At 67.8% G+C, this 15119-nt stretch carries 14 protein-coding genes; 10 read left to right on the plus strand and 4 right to left on the minus strand.

Annotated elements, in window-relative coordinates; all coding sequences use genetic code 11:
• Positions 1-46 precede the first annotated feature (46 nt).
• From AWC25_RS24795 to AWC25_RS24815, 5 genes are all read left to right on the plus strand, one after another.
• A complete protein-coding gene (locus AWC25_RS24795) occupies positions 47-409 on the plus strand; it encodes a hypothetical protein (RefSeq protein ID WP_069402142.1) in 363 nt (120 codons plus the stop codon).
• A gap of 364 nt (positions 410-773) precedes the next feature.
• Entirely contained in the window at positions 774-2051 is a 1278-nt protein-coding gene (locus AWC25_RS24800) for a bifunctional 3,4-dihydroxy-2-butanone-4-phosphate synthase/GTP cyclohydrolase II (protein ID WP_044511362.1), read from the plus strand.
• A 161-nt stretch (positions 2052-2212) separates the two neighbouring features.
• The gene (gene ribH / locus AWC25_RS24805) at positions 2213-2692 is read left to right on the plus strand and encodes a 6,7-dimethyl-8-ribityllumazine synthase (protein ID WP_085168048.1); all 480 of its coding nucleotides are present in this window, start codon (positions 2213-2215) and stop codon (positions 2690-2692) included.
• Complete coding sequence (locus AWC25_RS24810) at positions 2689-3159, plus strand: PH domain-containing protein (RefSeq protein ID WP_069402140.1); 471 nt, start codon at positions 2689-2691, stop codon at positions 3157-3159. The genes ribH and AWC25_RS24810 overlap by 4 nt, the downstream gene beginning before the upstream one ends.
• A gap of 35 nt (positions 3160-3194) precedes the next feature.
• Positions 3195-3878 (plus strand): hypothetical protein, encoded by a 684-nt coding sequence (locus AWC25_RS24815; protein ID WP_069402139.1) that lies wholly within the window; start codon positions 3195-3197, stop codon positions 3876-3878.
• A 7-nt stretch (positions 3879-3885) separates the two neighbouring features.
• On the opposite strand, the gene AWC25_RS24820 is transcribed toward AWC25_RS24815, so the two are convergent.
• Positions 3886-4224, minus strand: a complete 339-nt coding sequence (locus tag AWC25_RS24820) for a hemophore-related protein (protein WP_069402138.1) — start codon at positions 4222-4224, stop codon at positions 3886-3888.
• 173 nt (positions 4225-4397) lie between these two features.
• Here AWC25_RS24820 and uvrC point away from each other — a divergent pair, with 173 nt between their 5' ends.
• From uvrC to AWC25_RS24845, 5 genes are read left to right on the plus strand one after another with little or no spacing between them, the layout of a single operon-like run.
• The gene (gene uvrC, locus AWC25_RS24825; protein ID WP_069402137.1) at positions 4398-6377 is read left to right on the plus strand and encodes an excinuclease ABC subunit UvrC; all 1980 of its coding nucleotides are present in this window, start codon (positions 4398-4400) and stop codon (positions 6375-6377) included.
• On the plus strand, positions 6374-7291 hold the full coding sequence (gene rapZ, locus AWC25_RS24830) for an RNase adapter RapZ (protein ID WP_069402136.1): 918 nt from the start codon (positions 6374-6376) through the stop codon (positions 7289-7291). Before uvrC ends, rapZ begins: the two co-directional genes overlap by 4 nt.
• Positions 7288-8364, plus strand: a complete 1077-nt coding sequence (gene yvcK, locus AWC25_RS24835) for a uridine diphosphate-N-acetylglucosamine-binding protein YvcK (RefSeq protein ID WP_069402135.1) — start codon at positions 7288-7290, stop codon at positions 8362-8364. Before rapZ ends, yvcK begins: the two co-directional genes overlap by 4 nt.
• Positions 8361-9338, plus strand: coding sequence for a DNA-binding protein WhiA (gene whiA, locus AWC25_RS24840; RefSeq protein ID WP_069402178.1), 978 nt, complete (start codon positions 8361-8363; stop codon positions 9336-9338). Before yvcK ends, whiA begins: the two co-directional genes overlap by 4 nt.
• A 52-nt stretch (positions 9339-9390) precedes the next feature.
• The gene (locus AWC25_RS24845; protein WP_085168050.1) at positions 9391-10779 is read left to right on the plus strand and encodes a WS/DGAT/MGAT family O-acyltransferase; all 1389 of its coding nucleotides are present in this window, start codon (positions 9391-9393) and stop codon (positions 10777-10779) included.
• 4 nt (positions 10780-10783) lie between these two features.
• Here AWC25_RS24845 and AWC25_RS24850 read toward each other — a convergent pair whose 3' ends face one another.
• The 3 genes from AWC25_RS24850 to AWC25_RS24860 are packed head-to-tail and all read right to left on the minus strand — an operon-like array spanning position 10784 to position 14412.
• On the minus strand, positions 10784-12040 hold the full coding sequence (locus AWC25_RS24850) for an alpha/beta hydrolase (RefSeq protein WP_069402133.1): 1257 nt from the start codon (positions 12038-12040) through the stop codon (positions 10784-10786).
• A complete protein-coding gene (fadD12, locus tag AWC25_RS24855) occupies positions 12040-13668 on the minus strand; it encodes an acyl-CoA ligase FadD12 (protein WP_085168064.1) in 1629 nt (542 codons plus the stop codon). Before fadD12 ends, AWC25_RS24850 begins: the two co-directional genes overlap by 1 nt.
• 3 nt (positions 13669-13671) lie before the next feature.
• A complete protein-coding gene (locus AWC25_RS24860) occupies positions 13672-14412 on the minus strand; it encodes a 1-acyl-sn-glycerol-3-phosphate acyltransferase (RefSeq protein ID WP_276048939.1) in 741 nt (246 codons plus the stop codon).
• Between the last annotated feature and the right edge of the window lie 707 nt (positions 14413-15119).

Consider the following 15119-nt stretch of genomic DNA (forward strand, 5'->3'; position numbering starts at 1 on the left):
CGATCCCAGAGGCCGGCCGCACCATTTCAGCGAAGGAGCAGCAGAAATGTCCGTCGAAAGGTTGGCCGAGGCTGTCTATGAAGACCTCGCATTCGAAGCGGTGGCGACACTTGCCGGCCGGAAGGCTGAAGCGCAATCACGGGCAGTGTGGAGCAAAGAAGTCAACGACACCACGCTGACGATCGTCGAGCACAGCGTGCGGGATCACACCAGTTACGAGTTGGTCGGCGAGGACGGCCGCGACGTATCGCTGGGGCGGTTTTCCTCATACCCCGCCGTCGCCGCCGCCGTCAGCCGGTGGACGCACTACATCGAGGCCGGCGGTTCGGTCGGCCGCTGGCTGGCCCACTATGCGGTCGACTGCGCGGGCGGGCAAGTCATCCCAATGCCGGTGCGCCGCATCGTCTGAGCATTTCCGACCACCCGTTCGGGTCAACGTCGTCGCGTCGCCGGACGGCCGCCTGAACTCAGACTCGCTGGTAACACTCGTCACAACTGCGCAGCGCTCGCCGAGCCGGCGGCGAACCCCTCCGCCATGATCAAAGGCCCTGGTGGCGGCGCACGATCAGCCCCCGATCGGCTCAGGTAGAGTCCCCGCCGCTACCCGGATCGACCCGGACAACGGGCGCTGCCATGAACGTCGCACCAATCGGCGACGTCGTCATCGACGTGGTGCCGAAAGCCGCGGCAATAACACCGCGCCCCGCGTGGTTCATACTTGATGCAATACGCGGGCTTCGCGTGTTGCACGGTACGACAGCAAGGCAGCGCAGATGACGAGGTTGGACTCCGTCGAGAGGGCTGTTGCCGACATTGCGGCCGGAAAGGCCGTGGTCGTCATCGATGACGAGGAACGAGAGAACGAGGGCGATCTCATCTTCGCCGCCGAGAAGGCGACGCCGGAGATGGTGGCCTTCATGGTGCGCTACACCTCCGGCTACCTCTGCGTTCCCCTCGACGGCGCGATCTGCGACCGGCTCGGCCTGCTGCCCATGTACGCGCTCAACCAGGACAAGCACGGGACCGCTTACACGGTCACCGTGGACGCGCGGCTCGGCGTGGGCACCGGGATCTCGGCCTCCGATCGCGCCACCACGATGCGGCTGTTGGCCGATCCGGCCAGCATCGCCACTGACTTCACCCGGCCCGGCCACGTGGTCCCGTTGCGCGCCAAAGACGGCGGGGTGCTGCGCCGCCCCGGTCACACCGAGGCCGCCGTCGACCTGGCCAGGATGGCCGGCCTGCAGCCCGCGGGCGCGATCTGCGAGATCGTCAGCCAAAAGGACGAGGGCGCGATGGCTCAGACCGACGAGCTGCGGGTGTTCGCCGACGAGCACGACCTCGCGTTGATCACCATCGCCGACATCATCGAATGGCGGCGCAAGCACGAAAAGCACATCGAGCGCATCGCCGAAGCGCGGATCCCGACCCGGCACGGCGAATTCCGGGCTATCGGCTACGCGAGCATTTACGAAGACGTCGAACACGTCGCGCTGGTTCGCGGCGACATCGCCGGACCGAACGGCGAAGGTGACGACGTGCTGGTGCGGGTGCACTCCGAATGCCTGACCGGAGACGTGTTCGGCTCACGGCGATGCGATTGCGGACCGCAGCTCGATGCGGCAATGGCGATGGTCGCCCGCGAGGGTCGCGGCGTGGTGCTCTACATGCGCGGCCACGAGGGCCGCGGGATCGGCTTGATGCACAAGCTGCAGGCCTACCAGCTGCAAGATGCCGGCGCGGACACGGTGGATGCCAACCTCAAGCTCGGATTACCTGCCGACGCAAGGGATTACGGGATCGGCGCCCAGATTCTGGTGGACCTGGGTGTGCGCTCGATGCGGCTGCTGACCAACAATCCCGCCAAGCGGGTGGGGTTGGACGGCTACGGGCTGCACATCATCGAGCGCGTGTCCCTGCCGGTGCGCGCCAATGCGGAGAACATCCGTTACCTGATGACCAAGCGGGATAGGATGGGGCACGATCTGGCCGGCCTGGATGATTTTCACGAATCTGTCCATTTGCCAGGCGAATTCGGTGGCGCTTTGTGATTGTGTCGCGCCGCGACGATGCAGAACGGCAAGTGATGAGGAGAAGCGGCGCAAGATGTCGCGCCGCGACGATGCAGAACGACAAGTGATGAGGAGAAGCGGCGCAAGATGACGCGCCGCGACGATGCAGAACGACAAGTGATGAGGAGACGCGGCGCAAGATGAGTGGCACCGGCATACCCGACCTGGGGCATCTCGACGCGTCCGGTTTGCGGCTCGGCATCGTCGCCAGCACCTGGCACAGCACGATCTGTGACGCGCTGCTGGCCGGTGCCCAGCGGGTGGTCGCGCGGTCGGGGATCGACAACCCCACCGTGGTGCGGGTGCACGGCGCGATCGAGATCCCGGTGGTAGCCCAGGAGCTCGCCCGCAATCACGACGCCGTCATCGCTTTGGGGGTCGTAATCCGTGGTGGGACACCGCATTTCGAGTATGTGTGTGACGCGGTGACGCAGGGTTTGACCCGGGTTTCGCTGGACGCCTCGACGCCGGTCGCCAATGGTGTGCTGACGACCAACACCGAAGAGCAGGCACTGGATCGAGCGGGGCTTCCGACGTCCGCGGAAGACAAGGGCGCGCAGGCCGCCGGCGCCGCGCTGACCGCCGCGCTGGCCCTGCGTGACCTGCGCGCCCGGTCGTGAGCCGGCCGTCGGCCGGTGCGGACTGGGATGCCGAATTGCGTCCGCATTGGACGCCGATATTCGCCTACGGGGCAGCACTTCTGATTGCGGGGGCGCACATCGCCGTCGGGGTGGTGCTCAAGATCAGCTCCAGCGGGGTGGTCTTCCAAACGGCGGATCAGGTGGCGATCGCCGTCCTGGGCCTGGTCATCGCTGGGGTGGTGCTGTTGTTCGCCCGCCCGCGGCTGCGCGTCGGCAAGCCTGGCCTTTCGGTTCGAAACCTGTTGGGGGACAAACTGATCCCTTGGTCGGAGATCGTCGGCGTATCGTTTCCCGCCGGCAGTCGCTGGGCGCACATCGACCTGCCCGACGACGAGTACATTCCGGTGATGGCGATTCAGGCCGTCGACAAGGACCGCGCCGTGGCCGCGATGGACACCGTCCGGTCGCTGTTTGCCCGCTATCGCCCCGACCTGGAATCGCGCTGACGCCGCGCGCGACGGCAGTGTCGTAGGATCGCCCGATGGCACGGCATTTGCGGGGGATGGCGGCATCGGTCTTGGTCCTGGCGGCGCTGTGCGGATGTACGACATCGGTGAGTGGCCGGGCCGTCCGCGCGCCCGGGCAATCCCCGCCCGGAAACCTCAGATCCGCTTCGCCGGTCTTCGCCCCGATTCCGGCGCGGGATTTGCTGCTGCAGAATGGGGACACCACGCCGCTCGGCCCGGCCACGGCCATGCCGGTCGGCGCCACGTACTTCACCAGTGTCACACCACCGGAGTGCGCGGCGGCACTGTTGTTCAAAGGGTCGCCGCTGCCGCCGCCCCGCGCCGCCGATCACGCCGAGTCGTCCTACCAGGTCGCCGGGCCCGCCCTGTACGCGGAATCCATCGACAATTACGACAAGAAGCTCAACCCGCACGATGTGGTGTGGAAGAGCTTTGGCGTGGTGTCGAAATGCCGCGGCGACGCCGTGGGCCACAGCCCGCAGGGCGACTTCCAACCGATGCGCCTGAGCCACTTCACCATCGCCTCCGACGGTGTGCTGGTGTGGACGATGACCCGTCCGGACTGGACGTGCGACTACGGGCTGGTGGTGCTGGCGCGGACGGTCTTGCTGGCCTCGGTGTGCGACGCCAAAAGCGGGTTCCCGATGAGCGAGTGGGCCGCCAAGCGGCGCGCCCAACTCGACAGCCGAACTACCTGAAGCGTGCTCAGTAGTTCTTGCAGCTGATCATCATCTGGCGAAATATCGGGAAGGCCTGGTCGGCGCCCGGGTTGTTCTGAATCGCCTTCAGCAGATTCAGCCGCTCATCCGGCGTCGAGGCCATGAACGTCCGCAGGAATTGCAGGTTGGGCGGCGACTGGTCGAGGTACTGCGCGGCCATCGGATTTTCCGCGTGCACGGCGCGCATCGCCTGGTCGTAGGTGCAGGTGGTGTTCACCATCGGGCCGACGTCGGGGGTTGCCGACGCTACCCCGGTACCGACGCTCAACGACAACGCCAAACAACCAACCCCCACGGCCAGCCCGGCCAACGGTCGTTTGTTCATGTGAAAGCTCCCTCCAGCTGTTGCACCCACTCTAGCGCCACAGCTAACACGGCTTAGCCCGAACCGACGCCTCCCAAACGGTGCGACGCGTTCGCGCGGAGTGAAAAGCGGCCGATTTCCGCCACGCGATCCCGGTTCGCCGGCGCCGGTTTTCCGGCTACTAGCCTGGATACGTGCCAGATCCCGCCACGTATCGTCCCGCTCCTGGATCCATTCCGGTCGAGCCCGGCGTCTACCGATTTCGGGATGCGCACGGCCGGGTGATCTACGTCGGAAAGGCCAAGAGCCTACGCAGCCGGCTCACGTCCTACTTCGCCGATGTCGCGAATCTGCATCCGCGCACCCGGCAGATGGTGACCACAGCGGCCAAGGTCGAGTGGACGGTGGTCAACACCGAAGTCGAGGCCTTGCAGCTGGAATACAACTGGATCAAGGAGTTCGACCCGCGGTTCAACGTCCGCTACCGCGACGACAAGTCCTACCCGGTGCTGGCCGTCACCCTCAACGAGGAGTTCCCCCGGCTGATGGTCTACCGAGGCCCGCGCCGCAAAGGTGTGCGGTATTTCGGTCCCTACTCGCACGCGTGGGCGATCCGGGAAACTTTGGACCTGCTCACCCGGGTATTCCCCGCGCGGACCTGCTCGCAGGGAGTGTTCAAGCGGCACAAGCAGATCGACCGGCCGTGTCTACTCGGCTACATCGACAAGTGCTCGGCGCCGTGTATCGGCCGGGTCAGCCCCGAGCAACATCGCCAGATCGTCGACGATTTCTGCGACTTCCTGTCCGGAAAGACCGATCGATTTGCCCGCGACCTGGAGCAGCAGATGCGTGCGGCGTCCGACGAGCTCGATTTCGAACGGGCCGCGCGCCTTCGCGACGACATCGGCGCGCTGAAGCGGGCGATGGAAAAGCAAGCGGTGGTGTTCGGCGACGGCACCGACGCCGACGTGGTGGCCTTTGCCGACGACGAACTCGAGGCCGCGGTGCAAGTGTTCCACGTCCGCGGTGGCCGAGTCCGTGGCCAGCGCGGCTGGATCGTCGAAAAGTCGGCCGATGCAGGCGATTCCGGTGAGGAGCAGCTGGTCGAGCAGTTCCTGACGCAGTTCTACGGCGACCAGGCCGAACTAGGTGGAGCGGCCGACGAGGCGGCTAATCCGGTGCCCCGCGAGGTGCTGGTGCCGTGCCTGCCGTCCAACGCCGACGAGTTGTCCAGCTGGCTGTCCGGTCTGCGCGGATCGCGGGTCGTGTTGCGGGTGCCGCGCCGCGGTGACAAGCGGGCGCTCGCCGAAACCGTACAGCGCAACGCGAAAGAGGCGCTGCAGCAACACAAGCTGAAACGCGCCGGCGACTTCAACGCCAGATCCGCTGCGCTGCAGAACATTCAGGACGCGCTCGGGCTGGCCGAGGCGCCGCTGCGGATCGAGTGCGTGGACATCAGCCACGTGCAGGGCACCGATGTGGTGGGATCGCTGGTGGTCTTCGAGGACGGTCTGCCGCGCAAGTCGGACTATCGGCACTTCGGGATCAAGGAAGCCGCCGGGCAGGGCCGCTCCGACGATGTCGCCTCCATCGCCGAGGTGACCCGCCGCCGCTTCGCGCGCCACCTCAGTGAGCAGAACGACCCCAATATGCTTTCCCCGGAAGGCAAATCACGCCGGTTCGCCTACCCGCCCAATCTGTACGTCGTCGACGGCGGGGCGCCGCAAGTCAACGCGGCCAGCGCCGTACTCGAGGAGCTGGGCATCACCGACGTCGCGGTGATCGGCCTGGCCAAACGGCTGGAAGAGGTCTGGGTGCCCGCCGAGCCGGATCCCGTCATCCTGCCGCGCAACAGCGAGGGGCTATACCTGCTGCAGCGCGTGCGTGACGAGGCGCACCGGTTCGCGATCACCTACCATCGCAGCAAGCGATCCAAGCGAATGACCGCCTCAGCGCTGGATGCGGTGCCAGGATTGGGAGAACACCGCCGCAAGGCGCTGGTCACCCACTTCGGATCGATAGCCCGCCTCAAGGAGGCCACCGTCGACCAGATCACCGCCGTTCCGGGTATCGGCGTGGCAACGGCCACGGCCGTCCTCGAGGCGCTGCGGCCCCAACCGGCCGAACAGCCCGAGTCGCCCGGGCACGCCCAACAATCCGGAACCCCGGCATGACGAGCCGGGTCGGGGACAGCGACCAGCGGCCGGGGCCGGTGGCGGGGATCGACGTCGTCCTGGTCACCGGGTTGTCGGGGGCCGGACGCGGGACGGCGGCCAAGGTGCTCGAGGACCTCGGCTGGTATGTCGCCGACAACCTGCCGCCCCAACTCATCACCCGGATGGTGGATTTCGGACTGGCCGCCGGGTCGCGGATCACCCAACTCGCCGTGGTCATGGACGTCCGGTCCCGCGGCTTCACCGGCGATCTCGACGAGGTGCGCAACGAACTGGCCACCCGCAACATCAACCCGCGCGTGGTGTTCATGGAAGCCTCCGACGACATGTTGGTCCGCCGCTACGAACAGAACCGGCGCAGCCACCCGCTGCAGGGCCGACAGACGCTGGCCGAGGGCATCGCCGCCGAACGCCGGATGCTGGCGCCGGTGCGCGCCACCGCCGACCTGATCATCGACACGTCCACGCTGTCGGTGCGGGGCCTGCGGGAAAGCATCGAGCGGGCGTTCGGTGGCGACACGGATCTGTCCACCAGCGTCACGGTCGAGTCGTTCGGCTTCAAGTACGGGCTGCCGATGGACGCCGACATGGTGATGGACGTGCGCTTCCTGCCGAACCCGCACTGGGTCGACGAGTTGCGCCCGCTCACCGGGCAAGACCCGGCGGTCGCCGATTACGTGCTCAGGCAACCCGGCGCGGCGGAATTCCTCGACGCTTACCATCGGTTGCTGGCCCTTGTTGTCGAGGGCTATCGCAGGGAGGGCAAGCGCTACATGACGATCGCGATCGGCTGCACCGGCGGCAAACACCGCAGCGTGGCGATCGCGGAGGCGCTGATGCGCCGGCTGCAGGCCCAGCAAACCGAGGCCCGACTGTCGGTGCGGGTGCTGCACCGGGATCTGGGCCGCGAATGAGCCCACCACACAGCGAGGGCATCGTCGCACTCGGCGGGGGACACGGCTTGTACGCGACGCTGTCGGCCGCTCGCCGGCTGACCCCCTACGTGACCGCGGTGGTGACCGTCGCCGACGACGGCGGTTCGTCGGGCCGGCTGCGCAGCGAACTGGATGTGGTGCCGCCCGGTGATCTGCGGATGGCGTTGGCGGCGTTGGCATCTGATAGCCCTTACGGTCAGTTGTGGGCAACCATCCTGCAGCACCGATTCGGTGGCAGCGGGGCGCTGGCCGGGCATCCGATCGGCAACCTGCTGCTGGCCGGCCTGTCCGAGGTGCTGGCCGACCCGGTCGCCGCCCTCGACGAGCTGGGCCGCATCCTCGGCGTCAAGGGGCGGGTGCTGCCGATGTGCCCCATCGCGTTGCAGATCGAGGCCGACGTGTCCGGGCTGGAGGCCGATCCCCGGATCTTCCGGTCCATCCGCGGCCAGGTCGCCATCGCGACCACGCCGGGCAAGGTGCGCCGGGTGCGGCTGCTGCCGCCGGATCCGCCGGCGACCCGGCAGGCCGTCGACGCGATCATGGCCGCGGACCTGGTGGTGCTGGGGCCCGGCTCGTGGTTCACCAGCGTGATCCCGCACGTGCTGGTCCCCGAGTTGGCCGCGGCGCTGCGGGCCACCGCGGCGCGCCGGGCGCTGGTGCTCAACCTGGTCGCCGAGCCGGGGGAGACGGCGGGGTTCTCGGTGGAACGGCACCTGCACGTGCTGGTCCAGCATGCGCCCGGGTTCACCGTGCACGACATCATCATCGACGCCGATCGGGTGCCCAGCGAGCGTGAGCGCGACCAACTGCGCCGCACCGCGACCCTGCTCAGGGCCGAGGTCCACTTCGCCGACGTGGCCCGACCTGGTACACCTTTACATGACCCGGGCAAGCTCGCGGCGGCCCTGGACGGGGTCCGCACGGGCCGCGCGGGTCCGGCAGCGCCTTCGGCGAAGGCCACCGCCGAGATTCGGGTCGACGGTGAGACTTCACCGACGGCCGTGAACGGACCGGCCGGCAGCGGACCAAGGGGTGACGACGCGTGGCGATGACGACCGAAGTCAAGGACGAGCTGAGCCGTCTGGTAGTGAAGTCGGTCAGTGCGCGCCGAGCGGAGGTCACCTCCCTGCTGCGGTTCGCTGGAGGCCTGCACATCGTGGGCGGCCGCGTGGTCGTCGAGGCCGAGGTGGACCTGGGCAACATCGCGCGCCGGCTGCGCAAGGACATTTTCGACCTGTACGGCTACAACGCCGTCGTGCATGTGTTGTCGGCCAGCGGTATTCGCAAAAGCACCCGCTATGTGCTGCGGGTGGCCAACGACGGCGAGGCGCTGGCCCGTCAGACCGGGTTGCTGGACATGCGCGGGCGGCCGGTGCGCGGCCTGCCGGCGCAGGTCGTCGGAGGCAGCATCGCCGACGCCGAAGCCGCCTGGCGCGGGGCTTTTTTGGCGCACGGGTCGCTGACCGAGCCGGGACGCTCCTCCGCGCTGGAAGTCAGCTGCCCCGGACCCGAGGCGGCCCTGGCGCTGGTCGGTGCCGCACGCCGGCTCGGGGTGAGCGCCAAGGCCCGCGAGGTGCGCGGCGCCGACCGCGTGGTGGTCCGCGACGGCGAGGCGATCGGTGCGCTGCTGACCCGGATGGGCGCCCAGGACACCCGGCTCATCTGGGAGGAACGCCGGATGCGTCGCGAAGTGCGGGCGACCGCCAACCGGCTGGCCAACTTCGACGACGCCAACCTGCGCCGCTCGGCCCGGGCCGCGGTGGCCGCGGCCGCCCGGGTGGAACGGGCGCTGGAAATCCTGGGCGACAGCGTTCCCGACCATCTGGCATCGGCCGGCAAGCTCCGCGTCGAGCACCGCCAGGCTTCGCTCGAGGAGCTGGGCCGGCTCGCCGACCCGCCGATGACGAAAGACGCTGTGGCGGGGCGTATCCGGCGTCTGCTGTCGATGGCCGACCGCAAGGCCAAGGTCGACGGCATTCCCGACACCGAATCCGCGGTGACGCCGGATTTGCTCGAAGACGCCTGAGGATTGTCGCAATCCCTCGACGCGGTTTGCTGACGGGGGCTACGGTCGTCGCATGAAGCGGCTTTCGAGTGTCGACGCGGCGTTTTGGTCTGCCGAGACCGCGGGTTGGCACATGCACGTGGGCGCGCTGGCGATCTGCGACCCCTCCGACGCGCCCGAGTACAGCTTTGCGCGGCTCCGCCAACTGCTGATCGAGCGCCTGCCCGAACTGCCGCAGTTGCGCTGGCGGGTCACCGGATCACCACTCGGGCTGGATCGGCCCTGGTTCGTCGAGGACGAGGACCTCGACGTCGACTTCCACATTCGTCGCATCGGCGTCCCCGCCCCGGGCGGGCGGCGCGAGGTCGACGAGCTCGTCGGCCGGTTGATGTCCTGCAAGCTGGACCGGTCCCGACCGCTGTGGGAGCTGTGGGTGATCGAGGGCGTCAAGGGCGGCCGCGTCGCCACTCTGACCAAAATGCACCACGCCATCGTCGACGGCGTCTCGGGCGCCGGGCTGGGCGAAATCCTGCTGGACGTCACGCCCGAGCCCCGGCCGGCGCAGCGGGAGACGGTCGGCTCGCTGGTGGGTCTCAAGCTGCCCGGCCTGCAGCGGCGGGCGATCGGGGCGCTGATCAACGTCGGGGTGATGACGCCGTTCCGCGTCGCACGGCTGGTGGAGCAGACGCTGCGCCAGCAGGTCGCCGCGCTGGGCGTCCGCAGCAGGCCGCCGCGCTATTTCGAGGCGCCCAAGACCCGGTTCAACGCCCCGGTCTCACCGCATCGCCGGATCACCGGCACCCGCGTGGAGTTGGCCCGCGCCAAGGCCGTCAAGGACGCATTCGGGGTCAAGCTCAACGATGTGGTGCTGGCTTTGGTCGCCGGGGCGGCCCGGGAGTATCTGCACAAGAGGGGCGAACTGCCGGCCAAGCCGCTGATCGCGCAGATCCCCGTGTCGACCCGCACCGACGGCTCGCAGTCCGACGTCGGCAACCAGATCAGCTCGATGACGGCCTCGCTGGCCACCGACATCGAGGACCCCGCCGAGCGACTGCTGGCGATCTACGAAAGTACGCAGAGCGCAAAGGAAATGGCCAAGGCGCTGTCGGCGCATCAGATCATGGGTCTGACCGAGACGACGCCGCCGGGGCTGTTGCAGCTGGCTGCCCGGGCCTACACGGCCACCGGTCTGTCGCGGAACCTGGCCCCGATCAACATGGTCGTGTCCAACGTTCCCGGGCCGGCCATGCCGCTGTACATGGCCGGTGCCAAAGTGGAATCGCTTGTGCCGCTTGGGCCTCCGGTGATGGACGTGGCCCTGAACATCACCTGCTTCTCCTACACCGAGTTCCTGGACTTCGGTTTCGTGACGACACCCGAGGTCGCCAACGACATCGAAGATATGGCCAAGGCCGTCGAACCTGCGCTGGTCGAGCTGGAAAAGGCCGCGGCCGAAGGCTGAGTCGTCAGTCGCGGCGCAGGTAGCTGGTCGCGTACACCCAGGACAAAAACCGCGCCACCGCCTCGGCCGACCGATGCGCCCGCGGGGAGCTGAAAATGTCGAATGCATGCTGGGCGCTGGGTAGTTCGGCATACGCGACGGGCGACTTGGACACCGCACGCAGTTCTTCGACGAACTCGCGGGCCTCGCCGACCGGGATGAGCGAATCGTCGTGGCCGTGCAGCACGAAGAACGGCGGCGCGTCGGCCCGCAGCCGCCGGATCGGTGAGGCATCGACGTAGACGTCGCGGTCGGTCGCGAATTCCCGTTTGACGACGAACTTTTCGAGCAATTCGACGAACTCGCGGCGACCGTCGCCCTCGGTGGAAAACCAGTCGTAGCGGCCGTACACGGGGACGGCGGCGACCACGGAGGTGTCGGCGTCTTCGAAGCCCGGCTGGAAGGCGGGGTCGTTCGGGGTCAGCGCGGCCAGCGAGGACAAGTGCCCCCCGGCCGATCCGCCGGTGATGGCGACGAAGTCCGGATCACCGCCGTACTGCGCGATGTTCTGCTTGACCCAGGCCAGCGCCCGCTTCACGTCGACGATGTGATCGGGCCAGGTGTGCACCGGCGAGACCCGATAGCCGATGGACACGCAGATCCAGCCGCGGGCCGCGAGATGACTCATCAGCGGGTAGGCCTGCGGCCGGCGCATCCCGATCACCCAGGCGCCGCCCGGGATCTGCACCAACACGGGCGCCTTGCCATCGCGGGGCAGGTCGCGGCGACGCCAGATGTCGGCGCGGTTGGCGCGGTGCGGCCCGTAGCTGACGACGTTGGTTTTGGCCACGTAACGGCGCCGGGCCACGGTGTTGCCCAGCGGCAGGTTGCGCCGGCCGCGCCGCCGCGGTGTGGTGGCTGGCAGATCGGCCAGGGCCTCGGCGTAATCGGGCCCCAGTTGTTCGCGCAACCCCGCCTCGAGTACCGGTCCCGGCGTGGTGACGCCGCGATAGCGGATCACCGCGAGGATCAGCCACGACGCGGCGGTCAGCGTCAGCGCCGCCTTGCCGCGGCGCCCGGCGAAGTCGCCGCGCCGGGCGCGGCGCAGCACGTCGAGCGCCGAAACGGAGAAGTACACGCCGGGAACTTCCGAGGTCGGCCAGCCGAACGCGAACACCAGAACGGTGCGGTAGCCCTTGCGCGCCAGGGGGCGTAAACCGTTGGCGGCGTTGAGGAATTCCGCGGCGGCGCGCAGCAGCGGCCTGGGCTTGGGTCGGCGCATCAGCCGCCCACCCGGGATTGCAGTTCGTTGCGCAGGATTTTGCCGGTGCTGCCGCGGGGAAGCTCGTCGACGATCGAAATCTCGCGTGGCACTTTGTAATTGGCTAAGTTGTCGCGGATGTGCTGGCGGAGTGTCTCGACGGTCGCGGTAGCCGCGGGGGTGAGCACCACGAACGCCGCCAGCCGCTGGCCGTACTGTTCGTCGGGCACGCCGATCACCGCGGCCTCGGCGACCTCGGGGTGCCCGGCAAGGGTGTTTTCCACCTCGATCGGATAGATGTTCTCTCCGCCGGAGACGATCATCTCGTCGTCGCGGCCGACTACGAAAAGCCGTTCGTTGGCGTCGAGATAGCCGACGTCACCCGAGGACATGAAGCCGTCGTGGAAATCCTTGCGGGCGCCCGAGGTGTACCCGTCGAATTGGGTGTCGTTGCGTACGTAGATGGTGCCGACCTCCCCGGCCGGCACCTCGTTGAATTCCGGGTCTAATATCCGGATTTCGGTTCCCCCCGCCGGTCTGCCGGCCGTGTCGGGCGCGGCGCGCAGGTCTGCGGGCGTAGCGGTGGCGATCATGCCCGCCTCGGTCGCGTTGTAGTTGTTGTAGATGACGTCGCCGAACTGGTCCATGAACGCGGTGACGACGTCGGGGCGCATCCGCGACCCTGAGGCCGCGGCGAAGCGCAGGGAGCGACAGCTGTAGCGGTTGCGCACGTGCTCGGGCAGTTCCGTGATTCGGTCGAACATCACCGGAACCACCGCCAAGCCGGTCGCTTGGTGGCGGTCGATGAGGTCGAGGGTGGCCTCCGGATCGAACTTGCGCCGGGTGACGATCGTGCAGGCCATCGACGCGGCGAAGATCAGCTGCGAGAAGCCCCACGCGTGAAACATCGGCGCCACGATCACGATCGTCTCCTCCGCGCGCCACGGGGTCCGGTCCAGAATCGCCTTGAGTGTGCCGATGCCGGCGCCCCCGCCGGATTGCTTGGCGCCCTTGGGACTTCCGGTGGTGCCCGACGTCAGCAGGATCATCTTGCCCTTGCGACCGGTCCGCCGCGGCTGCTCACCGGCATGCTCGCCGATCAGCTTCTCGACCGTGCGCTCTCGACAGTCCTGGTTCCAGGCCACGATGCGGACGGCATCGGGCTTGTCGGCCAGTGCGCGATCCACCGTCGCGGCGAACTCCTCGTCGTAGATCGCGGCGTCGACACCTTCGCGATTGAGCACCTCGGCCATCGCCGGCCCGGCGAACGAGGTGTTCAGCAGCACCACGTCGGAACCGATCCGGTTGGCGGCGACCAATGCCTCGACGAAACCGCGGTGGTTGCGGCACATGATCCCGATGACCCTCGGCTGGCCCGACGGCAGGCTCTGCAGCGCCGCGCTCAACGCGTTGATCCGCGCGTCGAGCTCTCGCCAGGTCAGCGTGCCGAGCTCGTCGATCAGGGCGGGACGATCGGGGCAGCGCTGCGCCGCGCCGGCGAATCCCACCGTCATGCCCATGCCTTCGCGGCGCATCGCCGCGGCCATTTTCAGATAGCGGTCGGGCCGCATCGGCGCGACCATGCCGGCCCGGCGCAGCGTCGCCACCACCCCGGCGACACCACGAAGTTGCTCCAGTATCGAGGCCATCACTCAACCCAGAATCGGGAAGCGCCGTTTGGCGGCCAGTGCGGTCAGGGCCTCTTGCATCACCGAGCGCACATGCTCGTCGACCTCGTCGATGTCCGGGTGCTCGCCGAACTGCTCGGTGAGGTGGATCGGCTCGAGCACCTGCGTGACGATCTTGGTGGGCAACGGCAGGTTGGGCGGGATCGCGGCGCTGAACCCGAACGGGAAGCCGAACGACAGCGGCAGGATCGCGCTACGCAGCAGTCGCTTGATGCCCAGCCGCTCGGCCAGCCAAGTGCCCCGGGTCAGGTAGAGCTGGGTTTCCTGCCCGCCGATGGACACCGCCGGAACGATCGGCACGCCGGCATCGATCGCCGTGCTCACGTATCCCTTACGGCCGTTGAAGTCGATGACGTTCTCGGCCAGCGTCGGGCGGTAGGCGTCGTAGTCACCACCGGGGAAGACGACGACCACACCGCCCGACCGCAACGCCTTGGCCGCGTTGTCCCGAGTGGCGCGGATGTAGCCGGTCCGGCGGAACAGGCTTCCGGTCACGCCGAGAAACAAGATGTCGTGGCTGAGCGTGTAGACCGGCCGGGCATAACCGAACTTTTCGTAGAAGTCGATGCTGAAGATGGGAACGTCCATGGGGAACATGCCGCCGGAGTGATTGCCCACCACCAGCGCGCCCCCGGGCGGAAAGGATTCCAGCCCGTGTACCTCGGAGCGGAAGTACGTCTTGACGATGGGGCGCAGCACGCCCATCAGGCGTTGGGTCAGCCCGGGGTCGAATTGGCCGATCTCGGCGTCGTCACCGTCGGTATCGCTCACTTCGCCCACCGGCGCCCCCTTGTGCCTGGTCGTGTGACTTCGTCTCGTGGCGGTCAGGATTTCCCGCGATTTCGCGCGCTGAATCTGTAGATGGTAGCGAGGGCCTCGTAGGCCAGGGCTAACAGGCACGACCGTGCCTGGACGGTCGGCCGGGTGCCCGTCGAGCGGGCGCCGCCGGCGACCCGCGCGGCGAACGGATTCGCGCGCCGTCTCGCCGCGGGCCCGACGGACCGTTACACCGCACGGTCGATCTGGCACGTGTCGAGGCGGCATTCCAGCCGGAATCAAATTGCCGAAACCCGTGATCCACGTTATACATTCGGTTAGCAGGCTGGCTGAGCCAGCCCAATCCGGCCAGCGCTCAACCGAATTGCCCTCGACACGAGGCCACGCGGCCCGCCCGCGATGGCACCGATGGAGGCTCCATGCTGATAGACAGAAACTCTCAGCGGCTGACCTGGGTACAACGCGGCAGAAGGGGACGAAAGTGTATGTAGTGTGAGAAAATGCGACATACGCAACTCCTCGAATCGTATGGCGTTGGCCACATTCCGGGAGTTATCGTTAGCCCGCTTACTCCAGAACCGTCGGCTGAGAGAGACTCAATGGACTTCGCTGGTTTGTCCGACGAACGGGATACA

The sequence above is a fragment of the Mycobacterium sherrisii genome, from assembly GCF_002102355.1.
In the GTDB taxonomy this organism is placed as follows: Bacteria; Actinomycetota; Actinomycetes; order Mycobacteriales; family Mycobacteriaceae; genus Mycobacterium; species Mycobacterium sherrisii.

Coding starts and splice junctions, on each gene's coding strand:
- AWC25_RS24795 (WP_069402142.1), top strand. CDS start 47: ATGTCCGTCGAAAGGTTGGCCGAGGCTGTCTATGAAGACCTCGCATTC.
- AWC25_RS24800 (WP_044511362.1), top strand. CDS start 774: ATGACGAGGTTGGACTCCGTCGAGAGGGCTGTTGCCGACATTGCGGCC.
- ribH (WP_085168048.1), top strand. CDS start 2,213: ATGAGTGGCACCGGCATACCCGACCTGGGGCATCTCGACGCGTCCGGT.
- AWC25_RS24815 (WP_069402139.1), top strand. CDS start 3,195: ATGGCACGGCATTTGCGGGGGATGGCGGCATCGGTCTTGGTCCTGGCG.
- AWC25_RS24820 (WP_069402138.1), bottom strand. CDS start 4,224: ATGAACAAACGACCGTTGGCCGGGCTGGCCGTGGGGGTTGGTTGTTTG.
- rapZ (WP_069402136.1), top strand. CDS start 6,374: ATGACGAGCCGGGTCGGGGACAGCGACCAGCGGCCGGGGCCGGTGGCG.
- yvcK (WP_069402135.1), top strand. CDS start 7,288: ATGAGCCCACCACACAGCGAGGGCATCGTCGCACTCGGCGGGGGACAC.
- whiA (WP_069402178.1), top strand. CDS start 8,361: ATGACGACCGAAGTCAAGGACGAGCTGAGCCGTCTGGTAGTGAAGTCG.
- AWC25_RS24845 (WP_085168050.1), top strand. CDS start 9,391: ATGAAGCGGCTTTCGAGTGTCGACGCGGCGTTTTGGTCTGCCGAGACC.
- AWC25_RS24850 (WP_069402133.1), bottom strand. CDS start 12,040: ATGCGCCGACCCAAGCCCAGGCCGCTGCTGCGCGCCGCCGCGGAATTC.
- fadD12 (WP_085168064.1), bottom strand. CDS start 13,668: ATGGCCTCGATACTGGAGCAACTTCGTGGTGTCGCCGGGGTGGTGGCG.
- AWC25_RS24860 (WP_276048939.1), bottom strand. CDS start 14,412: ATGGGCGTGCTGCGCCCCATCGTCAAGACGTACTTCCGCTCCGAGGTA.